Here is a 13,253-nt window from a genome sequence, read left to right on the forward strand (position 1 = left end):
GGCCCCGACGCCGCCCTGGCGGCGGCCGGCCTGAGCCGGCTCTCCCTCGGCGAGGATCCCGAGCGGGTCTCGGCCGTGGACTACGACCGGCTCTGGTCCGGCTCCGACCTCTGGATCGACGGCTACGGCGACCTCGTGGCGCGGCACTTCGCCGACCTGCCGGTCAGCCTCGGCTGCCCCGTGCGGGCGATCGACTGGTCGGGCCGCGGGGTCCGGGTCGAGACGGCGCGGGGCACGATCGCGGCCGCGGCCGCCATCGTCACGGTGCCGGTCGGCGTGCTCAAGGCCGGGGCCGTGGCCTTCGCGCCGGACCTGCCGGACGCCGCCCGCACGGCGCTCGACGGGCTGTCGATGGGCGCCTACACGAAGATCGGCCTGCGCCTCGACCCCGCGCGCCTCGACGGCGCCGACCTCGGCGACGCGGTGTCGGTGGCGACGGGCGGCCCGACCATCTACTTCGAGATGCAGCCCTTCGGCCGGTCCCTGGCGGTCGCCAATCTCGGCGGCGACCTCGCGCGCGACCTGTGCCGGGCCGGCGAGGCGGAGGCGGTGGCGCTCGCCACCGAGCGCCTAGTCGCGGTCCTCGGCGGCGGCGCCCGCGGCGCCGTCGAGGCGGGGCGCCTCGCCGGCTGGTGGACGGACCCGCACGCCCATGGCTCCTACTCGATCGTCGCGCCCGGCCACGCCGCGGCTCGGGACCGCCTCCGCGAGCCGGTCGGCGGGCGCCTGTTCTTCGCCGGCGAGGCGCTGGCCGGCGGCGGCGCCATGACGGTCGGCGGGGCGACCCTCGACGGCGAGCGCGCCGCCCGCGCGGTGCTGAAGGCGCTGGGGGCCTGAGCTGCCCGTCCCGGTGGTCCGTCTCGGAGGCCCGTCTCGGCGGCCCGCTCAGGCGGTCGCGGTGCGGCCCGTCCGCCGCGCGGGCGCCGCGGCGGCGGCCCGGCGCCGGAGCGCCGCCACCGCCAGGGGCTCGGCGCGGCCGCGCAGGGCGTGGGCGCCGAGATCCTCCGCCACGAGGTCGGCCGGCAGCGGCCCCAGCCGGGCCAGGAGGTCGGCCGAGACGAGGACGTCGACGCCCAGGGTCTTCGACAGCGCCTCCAGCCGGGCCGTCGTGTTCACGACGTCGCCGAAATACGCGATCTTGTGCCGCTCCAGCCCGATCTCGGCGGTCACGACCGGGCCGCAATGCAGCGCGGCGCGGAATTGCGGCACCTGCCCGAAGCGATCCCGCCAGGTCTCCGCCTCGGCGGCGAGCCGCTCCTGGAACGCGAAGACGCAGCGCAGGCAGGCGGCGTCGCGCAGGCCCCGCTCCATCGTCCAGGTCACCAGCGCGAGGTCGCCGACGTAGTCGTCGATCGAGCCGCGGGCGCGGGCCACCGGCAGCGCCAGGGCGTTGAACACCTGCCCGAGATAGGCCTGCGCCGCCCGGTCGCCGTGGCGGTCGGCGAAGCGCGTCGACCCGGTCACGTCGAGGAAGAGGAAGATCCGCTCCTCGCTGATCGGCCTGTGGTAGCGCCCGATCAGCAGGTTGGCGAAGACGCCGGGCCCGATCAGGTCGCGGACCCGGAACACGAACACGACCAGGGCCGAGATGCAGAGCGCGTAGAGCAGGCCGGACTGCGACATCAGCATCGCGTTCCGCTCGCTGTACATGAAGCGGAACAGCTGGTTCAGCACGGTGCTGGCGACCGCGTTCCCGAGCACGATCAGCGCGATGTAGAGCGCCACCGTGGCGATCAGGAACAGCGGCGTCGCGAGGCCGCGGACGCGGTCGCGCAGCCGCGGCGCCAGTAGCCGGCGCTCGTAGAGCAGGATCGGCGTGCCGATGATCGCGCCGCGGATCGCCGTGCCGGTCAGCGGGGCGATCCCGAAGATCACCCCGTAGAGGAGCCCCGCCAGGGCGCCCAGCGCGGGCGCCACCAGCAGGAACCAGGGCGGGCCGTAACGCATGGATCGCGTGTCCCGCCCGGCCCCGCTCAGTCCAGCCGGAGCGCGTGGACCGAGAACAGCGTGTCCGGGTCCGTCCAGACCGTCAGCCACGTCCAGCCCGCCCGCTCGGTCAGCGCGCGGAACGTGGCCGGCGTGTACTTGTAGCTGCTCTCGGTGTGGATCGTCTCGCCCGCCGCGAACGCGAAGGTTTCGGCGCCGACCCGCACGGCCTGGGCGTCGCGGGCGACAAGATGCATCTCGATCCGCGAGGCGTCGGTGTTGAACACCGCCCTGTGGCTGAACGCGCCGGGCTCGAAGCGGCCGGCGAGCTCCCGGTTGATCCGGGTCAGGAGGTTGAGGTTGAAGGCGGCCGTCACGCCCTGCGCGTCGTCGTAGGCGGTCTCCAGCACCGCCGCGTCCTTCACGAGGTCGACGCCCACGATCATGTGGGCGCCCGGCCCCAGGATCCGGCCGAACCGGCGCAGCAGATCCTCGGCCTCGTGCGGGTCGAAGTTGCCGATGGTCGAGCCCGGGAAGAACCCGGCGCGCGGCAGGCCGTTCAGGCTCTCCGGCAGGTCGAAGTCGCGGGTGAAGTCGGCCACGACCGGCTCGACCCGCAGGTCCGGGAAGTCGCCCCGCAGGGCCTCCGCCTGCCCGCGCAGGAACTCGCCCGAGACGTCCACCGGCACGTAGGCCGCGAGGGTGTCGAGGTGGTGCAGGAGGCGGCGCAGCTTCACGGTCGAGCCGCTGCCGAACTCCACCAGAGCCGCGTGCGCCGGCAGCAGCGCGGCGATCTCGGGACCGCAGGCGTCGAGGATGCCGATCTCGGTCCGGGTCGGGTAGTATTCCGGCAGCCGGGTGATCGCCTCGAACAGCGCGGACCCGGCCTCGTCGTAGAAGTATTTCGGCGAGAGGGCCTTCTGCGGCTTGGACAGGCCCGCACGGACGTCGTCGAGGAAGCTCAGCGGCGGCGCGTCCAGCGTGACCGGCGTCGCGTCGGCGAAGGTGGGCTTGATGGTCAAGGGCGGCTCCGGGGCGCGTCAGGCGGCGTCGGCGAGGCGCAGGCCGGTGAACTGCCAGCGCTGGTGCGGATAGAAGAAGTTGCGGTACGGCAGCCGGGCATGGCCCGCGGGGGTCGCCACCGACGAGCCCCGCAGCACGAACTGGTTGGCCATGAACTTGCCGTTGTACTCGCCGAGCGCCCCCGGGAGCGGCCGGTAGCCCGGGTAGGGGACGTAGGCGCTGCGGGTCCACTGCCAGACGAGGCCGAAGGCGTCCGGCAGGCCGCCGTCGCGGGCCGCGACCTCCCACTCGAACTCGGTCGGCAGGAAGCGGCCGGACCAGCGGGCGTAGGCGTCGGCCTCGTAGTAGCTGACATGGGTGACGGGCGCGTCGAGGTCCACCGGACGCTCGCCGCCCAGCGTCATGGTCGCCCACCCCGCCCCGTCCCGGCGCCAGTAGCCGGGGGCCTCCCAGCCCTCCGCCGGCCCGGCATACCAGCCGTCCGAGAGCCACAGCTCCGGCTTGGCGTAGCCGCCATCCTCCATGAAGGCGAGCCACTGGCGGTTCGTCACCAGCGCCCGGTCGAGGCGTCCGGCCGGGATCAGCGTCTCGTGGCGCGGCGACTCGTTGTCGAACGAGAACCCCTCCCCGTCATGCCCGATCCACGCGACGGCGCGGTCGAGGGTGACCTGGCCGGCCTGCGCCGCCGCCCGCGGGAAGCGCCAGTCCGGGTCGTAGGCCGGGTTGAGCGGGTTCTGCGCGAAGGCGTGCAGGATGTCGGTGAGGAGGAGCTCCTGGTGCTGCTGCTCGTGGTAGAGGCCGATCTCCAGGATCGGCAGCACCGCCTCCAGGGCGCGCTCGGAGGCCTGGCCCAGCAGGGCCTCGACCGCCCGGTCGATATGGGCGCGGTAGGCCGCGACCTCCGCCGTGGTCGGGCGGGTGATCATGCCGCGCTGGATGCGCGGCTGACGGGGGCCGGCCGCCACGTAGTACGAGTTGAACAGGTAGTGCAGCCGCGCGTCGTAGATCGCGTAGCCCGGCAGGTGCTCCCGGAGCAGGAACTGCTCGAAGAACCACGTGACGTGCGCCCGGTGCCACTTGGTCGGGCTGGCATCGGCCATGGACTGGACCTGCTGGTCCTCCGGGGAGAGCGGCGCGGCGCGGCGCTCGGTCTCGCCCCGGACCTGCCGGTAGGCGGCGATCCAGGCGGCCCGGTCGATCGGCCGGGCCGTGACGTGCGGCGGCGGGAAGGCCGGTGCCGCGGGGTCGCGTGTCTCGTCCGGGCGCAGTGCGGCTGTCGCTGCCATGACGATGGTCCCTTGTTTCGGGCCTGACCGAGAAATGCCTTCTCGACCCCGGCCGGCGCGCAGAAGATATGTTCCGGACGTGTTCCGACAACCTCTGCAAGAGCAGTCTCGCGAGCGGCTTCCCGCCAGCGCGGTCGGCGTGCGGCCGACCGGGCCTCTTCGCCGCCGCGGCGCGGCGGTTAACGGAACGGGTTGGGGATCGCGGGTCTTTCTCTCGCCGCAGTGACATCGCCTTAACCCTCGCTGCCGAGATTTTGGGACGCTCTTCGAGGAGTCCGGGGTTCTCATGCGGATCGATCTGATGGCCGGGGCCAGCCTGTCCGCCGCCGCGCTGCGCTGTGCCGCCGAGCCGACCATCCTGGTGTTCGATTCCGGCCTCGGCGGCCTCACCGTCCTCGACGCGGTGCGGCGCGCCCGTCCGGATGCCCGCTACGTCTATGTCGGCGACGACGCCGCCTTCCCGTACGGCCGGCTCTCGGAGGCGACCCTCGTCGCCCGCGTCCTCACCGTGATGGAGCGGCTGGTCGCGACCCACCGGCCCGACCTCGTGGTCATCGCCTGCAACACCGCCTCGACGCTGGTGCTCCCGGCGCTGCGCCAGCGCTTCACCACGCCCTTCGTGGGGGTCGTCCCGCCGATCAAGCCGGCCGCCGAGGCGACGCGCTCGCGGCTCGTGACCCTGCTGGCGACGCCCGGCACGGTGGCCCGCTCCTACACCCACGACCTGATCGCGACCTACGCCGGTGCCTGCGCGGTGACGCTGGTCGGCTCGCAGAACCTCGCCGCCTTCGCGGAGGCCGAGCTCGCGGGCGCGCCGGTGGACGACGCCACCCTCGCCGCCGAGATCGCCCCCTGTTTCGTCATGGAGGCGGACGGGCGCCGCACCGACGTGGTCTGCCTCGCCTGCACCCACTATCCCCTGCTGCTGCCGCGCCTCCAGGCGGTCGCGCCGTGGCCGGTGGCCTGGATCGATCCGGCGCCCGCCATCGCCCGCCGCGTCGTGCAGCTGATCGGTCCCCTCCCCCGTGAGGCGGACCGTCACGGTTCGGCGCTCGGCGCCTTCACGGCCGGCACCTGCCTGACGGACGCCCTGCGCGCGGCCCTCGCTGCCCGGGGGATCGGCGACGTCGGCGTCGAGGCGGTCCCGCTGCCGATGCAGTGACGCTCCGCGCCGCTTTCGCCCTGTCAAGACTTGTTTGGATGATTGCCAATCCAGTCTGACAGGTCTCTCATCGTCCCGACTCGACTGGATATGTCGCGTTCGGGAGGTGCCGATGGCGTCGAAAGCTTCGCGACTCGCGATTCTCGCAGTGCTGGTGCTGGGGCCGGTCGCGCCGGCCTGGGCCTGCGGCGACGGTGAGGCTCCCGTCTCCTGCGACGATCCGAGCCCCAACGGCTTCGCGTCCTGGATGCTCGGGCGCGTCGACCGGGCGCTGAAGGCCGACAGGGCCCGGGCGCTCCGGGACTTCACCGACGGCACCGGCGGGTTTCGCACCGCCGACACCTACGTGTTCTGTATCGGCCCGGACGGCGTGATGACCGCCCATCCGAACCCGATCCTGAAGGGGCACGACGTCCGCGACCTGCACGACCGGACCGGCAATCACTTCATCCGGACGATGCTGGACACGGCGAAGCCCGGCGAGATCTCGGTGATCCGCTACCTGTTCCCCAAGCCGGGCAGCACCGTCGAGGAGCCCAAGACCACCTACTACACCCGGGCCGAGGACCAGACCTGCGCGGTCGGCGTGTACGATTCCGATGCCGCGGCCCCGGCGGTCGCGACGCCCGAGGGGCGCGTCGCGCTGCTGCGCCAGAAGCTCGACGGCCAGATCCCCGCCGCTGCCCGCGCGGACTGGACCGCCTTCCTGGAGGCCCTGACTGCGCAGGGCGACCAGAGGGTTGCGGCGATCGCCGAGGCCCGGCGCGAGCTGAGGGCGGCAGCGAGCGCGCTGGATCAGGCCGCGCTCGGCGCGGCGCGGGGCAAGTAGGCNCGGCGCGGGGCAAGTAGGCGGCGCGCGGCCGGAAGCGGACCGGGTGCCGCGTCGGGGCCCTCTCAGGCCGGGCCCGTCATCGCAGGGTCTGGGAGCCCGCGGTCTGCGCCGTCGCGATCGGGGCCGCGGCCGCGTCGGCCTCGGCGGGGACGACGAGGTGCACGAACAGCATGCCGGCCGCGACGATCAGCGCGAGGGCGAGGATGCGCCACAGCTCCAGGATCGGCTCCTGTGCCGGGGCGTCCTGAGTCACTCGGTTGGTCTCGCTCGGCATCGCTTCCGCTTTCCCGCCCCTGCCCCCCGGATCGGACACCCGGAGGATGAACGCTTCGTAAAACCCGCCCCGATCGGCCCGGCCCGCGCGGGCAGGCGCGCGGGGTCCGGCGTCGGGATCTTCGCCGCCACCGCGAGGCCCCGGGACAGGGCGCTGGCGATCGACGGGCCGACCCGGGCGGTGTCGCAGCGGAATGGGGCCGCAGCGGGACGGCAAGGTTTCGCGGCGTGCGGTGCCGCACCGGCCGAGCTTCGGAGCCTTGATCCCCGACAGACGGGAGGCTTGTCGGTCCGACCTGTCGCTGTCCCGGGCCCGAGCGGCCGCCGCACCCCGTCGTCGCGGGGCCGCCGTCGTCGGGTGCTGGAGTCGCTCCCGATCGCGTTCGGAACGGAGCGATGGCCCGGTCCGCGCCGCAGGCGGCGCGGGCCCCCCTCGCGCACGGATGGGGCCGCGGGGCGCGGGCGGATCGACCGGAGTTGCCGGTCCTCCGGACCGTTCCGATACGGACAGGGTTGGCGCTAGTGATAGGGCCGGCCGCCGGTCATGATCTTGACCCGGTACCGTTCGGGGCTGAGGACCTTGCCCGACGGATCGGTGATCCTAACGGCCTCGTAGCCGGCCGCGATCCAGGATCGCGCCAGGACCACGGCGCTGGCGGCCCGTTTCCGGGTCTGACGCAGATCGCCGCGCTGCGCCGAGGCTGTGATCACGTATTGCGAAGGTTGATGAGCTGCATCTGTCATCGCATCATCTTGGGCGGATGGCGACTCGGTGCAATATAGTACGTTAGAGACCGAAGAATATTTGCATAATTTAAGATTTAAGCTTTGCCGGCGGGGATAGTCCGATCCTGCCGCGCGCAGGCCCGGTGCGGTCGACCTACGCGGCGACCGGGAGGGCCTTGACCTCGCAGCTGTCCGCGCGCAGGCGCCAGTCGACGACCCGGGCGTCCGCGCAGAGGAGTGCCTTGGCTTGCCAGATGGCCGACACGTCCGACGGCGCCCGGACCAGGACCGCGTGCTGCCGCACCCGGTGCTCGTGGCCGGTATCGTCCGCGACGGTCTTGTAGAAGGTGACGCGATAGAGGCGCATGGTCCGGGCTCCGTTTCCGCGCGAGGACGTTCGGAGACCGGGGCGGCGGGCGCATTGATCCTGCGCAAGGGCAGGGATCCGCGACGGCCGCGGGCGCAGGGGCGGCGCAATCAGTTGTCGACAGTTGAATACAGAACGATACGCGGCGTTGATTACATTCGTGGGAATGGTCTAGCTTCCTCCGCAATCGTCCGCAGCTCGGAACGGTCTGCGGCGGGACTCCGGTTCGGGAGTGCCTGATGTTCGAGAGCGTGTTCTGGGGCGCGGTACTCGTCGCGCTGATCGGGTCGGCCGCGCTGGTGGCGATCGGCGCCAGCGTCCCGCCGCGTTCGGGGCGCAAGATGGAGGTGGACGCGCGCCTCTCCGATCCGCGCCGGATCTTCGGGCGCAAGCGGCGCTGGCCGCGCCCGCCGCGGACGATGCGGCGCCCCGGCCTGCTCCCCCTGCGGTGACGGTCGCGGCACCGGAGATGATGCACCAAAGACGTACGTCTCCCGCCGCCGGCTCGCGTGATAGCTTCCGATCGACTGCGGAAGTGCAGTGTTCATGCCGGGCTGGAGGGATCGGTACTGATGAGCGTGCGTCAGATTTGTGATCAGGTTCGGATCGCCGAGCAGGCGTTCACCGCCGCACTCGGCAACATGAAGGCCACAGGCCTGCGCGAGGCGCTGACCCAGGAACTCCAGGAGATGGAGAGCGCCGAGATCGACGCCGGGCAGGACGCGGTCTCGGCGCGGTCGGCCTCGTGGAAGCGGGTGAAGATGCTGCACGGGCTCGGCTACCCGGTGGATTTCGGCTGGCTCCACGCCGCCAGCCGGTCCCGCTGAGCGGAACGCCCGCAGGATTGTTTGCCGACTTCCGGATCGGGTCGGCATCTTCGCCCGTTGTGACTGCCGGGTGTCGTCGCACCCGGCCGACACGCCGACCTCTCGATCCGGACACGACATGCTGGCTTGGTTTCGCGCCCTGATGCCGCGGGAGGACCGGTTCTTCGACCTCTTCGAGCGTCACGCGCGAACGCTCGAGGACGGCGCGGCCGCCCTGCGAGGCCTTCTCGACGGGACTCAGGCCGTCCCGGCGGCCTACGCGGCGATCGCGGCCCACGAGGACGCGGCGGACGGGATCACCCGCGAGGCGCTGCTGGCGGTCCGCCGGACCTTCATCACGCCGTTCGACCGCGGCGACATCCAGGCCCTGGTCGGCTCCCTCGACGACGCCATCGACCAGATGCTCAAGACCGCCAAGGCGGTCCAGCTCTTCGAGGTGACCACCTTCGAGCCGGCGATGCGCGAGATGGGGGCGGTCATCCAGGAGGCCGCGCAGGTGACCGCCGAGGCGCTGCCGAAGCTGCGGGCCCTCGGCGAGAACGCCGCCGCGCTCAACAGCCTGACCGAGCGCGTCATCGAGCTGGAGGGGCGCGCCGACGACCTGCACAATGACGGGCTGAAGGCCCTGTTCAGGGCCTCGGGACGCGACCCCATGGCCTTCCTCGTCGGGTCCGAGCTGTACGGCCACCTGGAGAAGGTCATGGACCGGTTCGAGGACGTCGCGAACCAGATCAGCAGCATCGTCGTCGAACACGTCTGAGCCGCAGGTCGCCGCGTGACGCTCCTCGTCGTCCTCATCGCCCTCGCCCTGGTCTTCGATTTCCTGAACGGGCTTCACGACGCCGCGAACTCCATCGCCACCATCGTGTCGACGCGCGTGCTGGCGCCCCGCTACGCCGTGTTCTGGGCGGCGTTCTTCAACTTCGTGGCCTTCCTGGTCTTCGGCCTGCACGTCGCCGGGACGGTGGGCTCGGGCATCATCGACGTCGCCACGGTGGACGACCGGGTCATCATGGGCGCGCTCGGCGGCGCCATCACGTGGAACTTGGTCACGTGGTACGCCGGGATCCCGTCCTCCAGCTCCCATGCCCTGATCGGTGGCCTGCTCGGCGCCGGCATCGCCAAGGCGGGGGTCGGCGTGATCGTCTGGCCCGGCGTCATCGCCACCAGCGCCGCCATCGTCCTCTCGCCGGCCCTCGGCTTCGCCCTGGGGCTGCTGCTGATGCTGGCCGTCTCGTGGATCTTCGTCCGCTCGACGCCGCACGCCGTGGACCGCCTGTTCCGGGGCCTGCAGTTCGTCTCGGCCTCGCTCTACTCCCTGGGCCACGGCGGCAACGACGCCCAGAAGACCATGGGCATCATCGCGGCCCTGCTCTACGCCCACGGCGAGAGCGGGGCCTTCCACGTGCCGCTCTGGGTGGTGCTGTCCTGCCAGACCGCCATGGCCCTCGGCACCCTTCTGGGCGGCTGGCGCATCGTCCACACGATGGGCTCCAAGATCACGCGGCTGTCGCCCATGCAGGGTTTCTGCGCCGAGACCGGCGGCGCCGCGACGCTGTTCGCCGCGACCGCCTTCGGCATCCCGGTCTCGACCACCCACACGATCACGGGCGCCATCGTCGGCGTCGGCGCGGCGCGTCGCGTCTCGGCGGTCCGCTGGAACGTCGCGCAGGGCATCGTGATCGCCTGGGTGATCACGATGCCGGCCGCGGCCCTGGTCGCGGCCCTGACCTACGCGGCGTCGGGCCTCGTCCTGCCTTGAGGGCGGGTCGCGGCCGGATCCGGCACGGGATCACCAGCGGTGATGCCAGCCGCCATGGTGCCAGCCGCCACGCCATCCTCCGTGCCATCCGCCATGCCAGCCGGCATGGCGGAAGCCGCCCCAGCGATAGCCGCCGCCCCACGCGAAGCGTCGGTGCCAGCGGTAGCCGTAGTGCCACCGGTAGCCGACGCGCGGATAGACCGGGACGTAGACGAACGGCCTGTAGCCCAGATTCGGCCGGCACCACCCGTAGACGTTGCGGTGGAAACCGGGCCCGCAGCCGTCGCGCGCCTCGGCGGGCGAACCGGCCATCAGAACTCCCGCGGCGAGCGCCACGGGCATGACGAGGGTGCGGATCATGACTCAACTCCAGCGGAGTCTCCACGGGAGTCCGGCCGCGGGGCCGGACGCGGAAGGGTGCGGGCGAGCGGTTATCGCGGCCTCTCAGTTCGGCCAGCAGCGGCGCCCGTAGGGTCCCATGTGGAAGCCCGCCGGGCACGAGCGGCCGCGAACGTAGCCGCCCCACTGGCCGCCGGTGCGGCAGCCGCCGTAGGGGCCGCGATGGCCGTAGGGTCCGCAGCCGCCGTAGACCTGGATGATCCGGGCGCCGTCGGCGCCGTCGGAGACCGCGTCCTGCACCAGCGGCAGCGCCGAGGCGGGGACCGCGAGGCCGACGAGGAGCGCGGCCGGGGCGAGAACCTTCAACATCGATGATCTCCTTCTGCTCGATCGGGCAGTCCGGCCCGGGGCCGGCTGCCGTCGCCGGGGCGGAGGATTCGCCGCGGCGTGTGAGCGAAGGTTCGTTCGCGCGCGCTTCCCGGATGTGACCGCGCCGCGCCGTCCTGTAACGATGTGTAACGGCCGGTTGCGGGCCCGTTGCCGCCCGCGTTCAGGACAGGCTCGGCAGGGTCACGACGAGCCGCGCGCCGCCGCCCGCACGGGCTTCCGCCACCACCGTGCCGCCGTGGGCCTCGGCGATCTGCCGGCTGATGGCGAGGCCGAGGCCGGTCCCGCCGGTCTTCCGGCTGCGCGAGCGCTCGATCCGGTAGTACGGGCTGAACACCGCCGTCCGCTCCGCCTCGGGAATGCCCGGACCGTCATCCTCGACGACGATGCGGCAGACCGTCCCGGCCCGGCTCACCGCCACCGCCACCGAGGAGCGTCCGAACTTGACGGCGTTCCCGATCAGGTTGGCCACGACCCGGCGCAGGGCGACCGCGTCGCCGGCCACGGTGGCGTCCCGCACCTCCTCGCCGGTCAGGGTGATCGCGGCGCCCTGAGCGGCGTGCTCGGCCACCTCGACGGCGACGAGATCGGCGAGATCCACCGGCGCCCGGGTCGCCTCGACGGCGGTGCCGCGGGCAAATCCCAGGGACGCGTCGAGCAGTTCGGTCATGGCGTCGAGATCCGCCACGAGCTTGTCCCGGAGCAGCGGCTCCGCCACCACCTCGGCGCGGAGCCTCAGCCGCGTCAGATAGGTCTTGAGGTCGTGCGAGATGGCGCCGATCAGCAGCGAGCGCTCGGCCATGAGGCCGGCGATCCGCTCCTGCATGCCCTGCACCGCCTGGGCGAGACGCCGGATCTCGGGCGCCCCCCGGGGCGCGCTCACCCGCTCCGGGGCGCGGCCGTCGAACCGGGAGACCGCATCGGTCAGGCGCCGCAGCGGCGCGAGTTCGTGGCGCGTGCCGACCAGGACGAGACCCGCCGCCGCGGCGCCGAGCACCGCCACCCAGAGGCTCAGCGGCTGGCCGAACAGCCACGGCATCAGCGAGCGGTGGTGCTGGGCCGCCGTGATCACCGCGTACCGGCCGTCGGGCAGCCGGTAGGTCGCCATCGCGAGGCGTCCGACCGGTCCGGAGCGCTCCGCCTGGTCGATGTGGGCCGGATCGACGCCGCGGCGCAGCAGGGCGTTGTCGGTGTAGGCCTGGACGCGGTCGGCGGGCTCGGCCGTCATCCGCCGGATCCGCGTTTCCAGGCGGGGCTCGCGGATCAGGTCGACGGTGTCGGGTGGCGCGTCGACGATCTCGGCCCGCAGCACCTCGCCGCTCACCGCCTTCAGGATGGCCGGCCTCTGGGCGGGATCCGCGTCGCGCAGCAGCGTCATGATGCCGGCGGCCTGGTCGACCCGCGGGAAGCGCGAGCCCGCGGGCAGCCGCTCCTCCCGGCGCTGCCAGTGATCCAGGGCCACGGTGGCGAGGACGAGCAGGGAGAGGGCGCCCAGCAGGAGCAGCATGATGCGCCCGAGGAGCCCGACACGGCCCATCACGGCGTGCCGGAGCGGACCGGGGCGGCCAGGATGTAGCCGGCGTTGCGCACCGTCTTGAGCAGGGACGCGGCGCAGCTGCCCGCGGCGTCGAGCTTGTGCCGCAGGCGGCTGACCTGAACGTCGATGGTGCGGTCGAAGGCGTCGGCGGTCCGGCCGCGGGTCCAGTCGAGGAGCTGGTCGCGCGAGAGCACCCGCTGCGGCCGGGTGACGAAGCACTGGAGCAGGTCGTACTCGGCGCTGGTCAGCGGGATCTCGGCGGCGGGGTCGCCGGTCAGCACCGTGCGGGCCGCGAGATCGACAACGAGGTCGGCGACACTCAGCCGCTCGGACGCGGCCTCGGCGGGCTGGCCGCCGGCGCCGTGGGCCCGGCGCAGGACCGCGCGAATGCGGGCCAGCAGGACCCGCGGGTTGAACGGCTTCGAGACGTAGTCGTCGGCGCCCATCTCCAGGCCGAGCACCCGGTCGATGTCCTCGTCCTTGGCGGTCAGCATCACGACCGGCGGACCGTCCGATTCGCGCAGGCGCCGGCAGATCGACAGCCCGTCCTCGCCGGGCAGCATCCAGTCGAGGACGACGAGGTCGGGCGCGGGGCCCGCCGCGATCAGGCGGTCGAGGGCCGCGCCCCCGTCGAGGGCGACGGCGCGGAACCCCTCGCCCTCCAGGTAGCCGGCGAGCAGGGCGCGAATGTCGGGATCGTCCTCGACGATGGCGATGGTGGTGCCCTCGTGCATGGGGCGAGCATAGGGGCGGCCGGCGGCACGGCAACGCGAAACTGCGCGGTGTCACAAAACGTTACACGTCCC

The 13,253-nt window shown here is 72.7% G+C and carries 17 protein-coding genes; 7 read left to right on the forward strand and 10 right to left on the reverse strand.

The features are described from left to right. Positions 1-837: flavin monoamine oxidase family protein (locus tag MMR14E_RS13320; RefSeq protein WP_331314932.1), on the forward strand; the 837-nt coding region annotated here is incomplete at its 5' end. 48 nt (positions 838-885) lie between these two features. On the opposite strand, the gene MMR14E_RS13325 is transcribed toward MMR14E_RS13320, so the two are convergent. From MMR14E_RS13325 to egtB, 3 genes are read right to left on the reverse strand one after another with little or no spacing between them, the layout of a single operon-like run. Then, the gene (locus tag MMR14E_RS13325) at positions 886-1,947 is read right to left on the reverse strand and encodes an adenylate/guanylate cyclase domain-containing protein (protein ID WP_331314933.1); all 1,062 of its coding nucleotides are present in this window, start codon (positions 1,945-1,947) and stop codon (positions 886-888) included. Between the two features lie 26 nt (positions 1,948-1,973). After that, positions 1,974-2,948 (reverse strand): L-histidine N(alpha)-methyltransferase, encoded by a 975-nt coding sequence (gene egtD, locus MMR14E_RS13330; RefSeq protein ID WP_331314935.1) that lies wholly within the window; start codon positions 2,946-2,948, stop codon positions 1,974-1,976. Between the two features lie 18 nt (positions 2,949-2,966). Further along, positions 2,967-4,235 (reverse strand): ergothioneine biosynthesis protein EgtB, encoded by a 1,269-nt coding sequence (egtB, locus tag MMR14E_RS13335; protein WP_331314937.1) that lies wholly within the window; start codon positions 4,233-4,235, stop codon positions 2,967-2,969. 286 nt (positions 4,236-4,521) lie between these two features. Here egtB and murI point away from each other — a divergent pair, with 286 nt between their 5' ends. Both murI and MMR14E_RS13345 read left to right on the forward strand, forming a co-directional pair. After that, on the forward strand, positions 4,522-5,397 hold the full coding sequence (gene murI, locus MMR14E_RS13340) for a glutamate racemase (RefSeq protein WP_331314938.1): 876 nt from the start codon (positions 4,522-4,524) through the stop codon (positions 5,395-5,397). Positions 5,398-5,509: 112 nt separating this feature from the next. Continuing rightward, positions 5,510-6,226 carry a cache domain-containing protein gene (locus MMR14E_RS13345; protein WP_331314940.1) on the forward strand — a complete coding sequence of 239 codons (717 nt, stop codon included), beginning with the start codon at positions 5,510-5,512 and terminating at the stop codon, positions 6,224-6,226. 79 nt (positions 6,227-6,305) lie between these two features. Here MMR14E_RS13345 and MMR14E_RS13350 read toward each other — a convergent pair whose 3' ends face one another. The 3 genes from MMR14E_RS13350 to MMR14E_RS13360 all read right to left on the reverse strand — a co-directional run bounded on the left by MMR14E_RS13350 (position 6,306) and on the right by MMR14E_RS13360 (position 7,595). Next, on the reverse strand, positions 6,306-6,503 hold the full coding sequence (locus tag MMR14E_RS13350; protein ID WP_331314942.1) for a hypothetical protein: 198 nt from the start codon (positions 6,501-6,503) through the stop codon (positions 6,306-6,308). Positions 6,504-7,021: 518 nt separating this feature from the next. Continuing rightward, positions 7,022-7,246: a hypothetical protein gene (locus MMR14E_RS13355; RefSeq protein ID WP_331314943.1), complete on the reverse strand. Its 225-nt coding sequence runs from the start codon at positions 7,244-7,246 to the stop codon at positions 7,022-7,024. A gap of 136 nt (positions 7,247-7,382) precedes the next feature. Further along, the gene (locus MMR14E_RS13360; protein ID WP_331314945.1) at positions 7,383-7,595 is read right to left on the reverse strand and encodes a hypothetical protein; all 213 of its coding nucleotides are present in this window, start codon (positions 7,593-7,595) and stop codon (positions 7,383-7,385) included. Between the two features lie 239 nt (positions 7,596-7,834). On the opposite strand from MMR14E_RS13360, the gene MMR14E_RS13365 reads away from it, so the two are divergent. The 4 genes from MMR14E_RS13365 to MMR14E_RS13380 all read left to right on the forward strand — a co-directional run bounded on the left by MMR14E_RS13365 (position 7,835) and on the right by MMR14E_RS13380 (position 10,184). Then, entirely contained in the window at positions 7,835-8,047 is a 213-nt protein-coding gene (locus MMR14E_RS13365) for a hypothetical protein (RefSeq protein WP_331314946.1), read from the forward strand. 120 nt (positions 8,048-8,167) lie between these two features. Beyond that, complete coding sequence (locus MMR14E_RS13370; RefSeq protein ID WP_331314948.1) at positions 8,168-8,422, forward strand: hypothetical protein; 255 nt, start codon at positions 8,168-8,170, stop codon at positions 8,420-8,422. Between the two features lie 118 nt (positions 8,423-8,540). Then, positions 8,541-9,182, forward strand: a complete 642-nt coding sequence (locus MMR14E_RS13375) for a DUF47 domain-containing protein (RefSeq protein WP_331314950.1) — start codon at positions 8,541-8,543, stop codon at positions 9,180-9,182. Positions 9,183-9,197: 15 nt separating this feature from the next. Next, the gene (locus MMR14E_RS13380; RefSeq protein ID WP_331314952.1) at positions 9,198-10,184 is read left to right on the forward strand and encodes an inorganic phosphate transporter; all 987 of its coding nucleotides are present in this window, start codon (positions 9,198-9,200) and stop codon (positions 10,182-10,184) included. A gap of 30 nt (positions 10,185-10,214) precedes the next feature. Here the strand turns inward: MMR14E_RS13380 and MMR14E_RS13385 are convergent, their stop codons facing one another. From MMR14E_RS13385 to MMR14E_RS13400, 4 genes are all read right to left on the reverse strand, one after another. Further along, complete coding sequence (locus MMR14E_RS13385) at positions 10,215-10,544, reverse strand: GCG_CRPN prefix-to-repeats domain-containing protein (RefSeq protein ID WP_331314953.1); 330 nt, start codon at positions 10,542-10,544, stop codon at positions 10,215-10,217. 84 nt (positions 10,545-10,628) lie between these two features. After that, positions 10,629-10,892 (reverse strand): GCG_CRPN prefix-to-repeats domain-containing protein, encoded by a 264-nt coding sequence (locus MMR14E_RS13390; protein ID WP_331314954.1) that lies wholly within the window; start codon positions 10,890-10,892, stop codon positions 10,629-10,631. A 181-nt stretch (positions 10,893-11,073) separates the two neighbouring features. Next, on the reverse strand, positions 11,074-12,447 hold the full coding sequence (locus tag MMR14E_RS13395; RefSeq protein ID WP_331314955.1) for a HAMP domain-containing sensor histidine kinase: 1,374 nt from the start codon (positions 12,445-12,447) through the stop codon (positions 11,074-11,076). Next, the gene (locus MMR14E_RS13400; protein WP_331314956.1) at positions 12,447-13,181 is read right to left on the reverse strand and encodes a response regulator transcription factor; all 735 of its coding nucleotides are present in this window, start codon (positions 13,179-13,181) and stop codon (positions 12,447-12,449) included. Before MMR14E_RS13400 ends, MMR14E_RS13395 begins: the two co-directional genes overlap by 1 nt. Positions 13,182-13,253: the final 72 nt, after the last annotated feature.

Source organism: Methylobacterium mesophilicum (assembly GCF_036441335.1).
Classification (GTDB): Bacteria; Pseudomonadota; Alphaproteobacteria; order Rhizobiales; family Beijerinckiaceae; genus Methylobacterium; species Methylobacterium mesophilicum_B.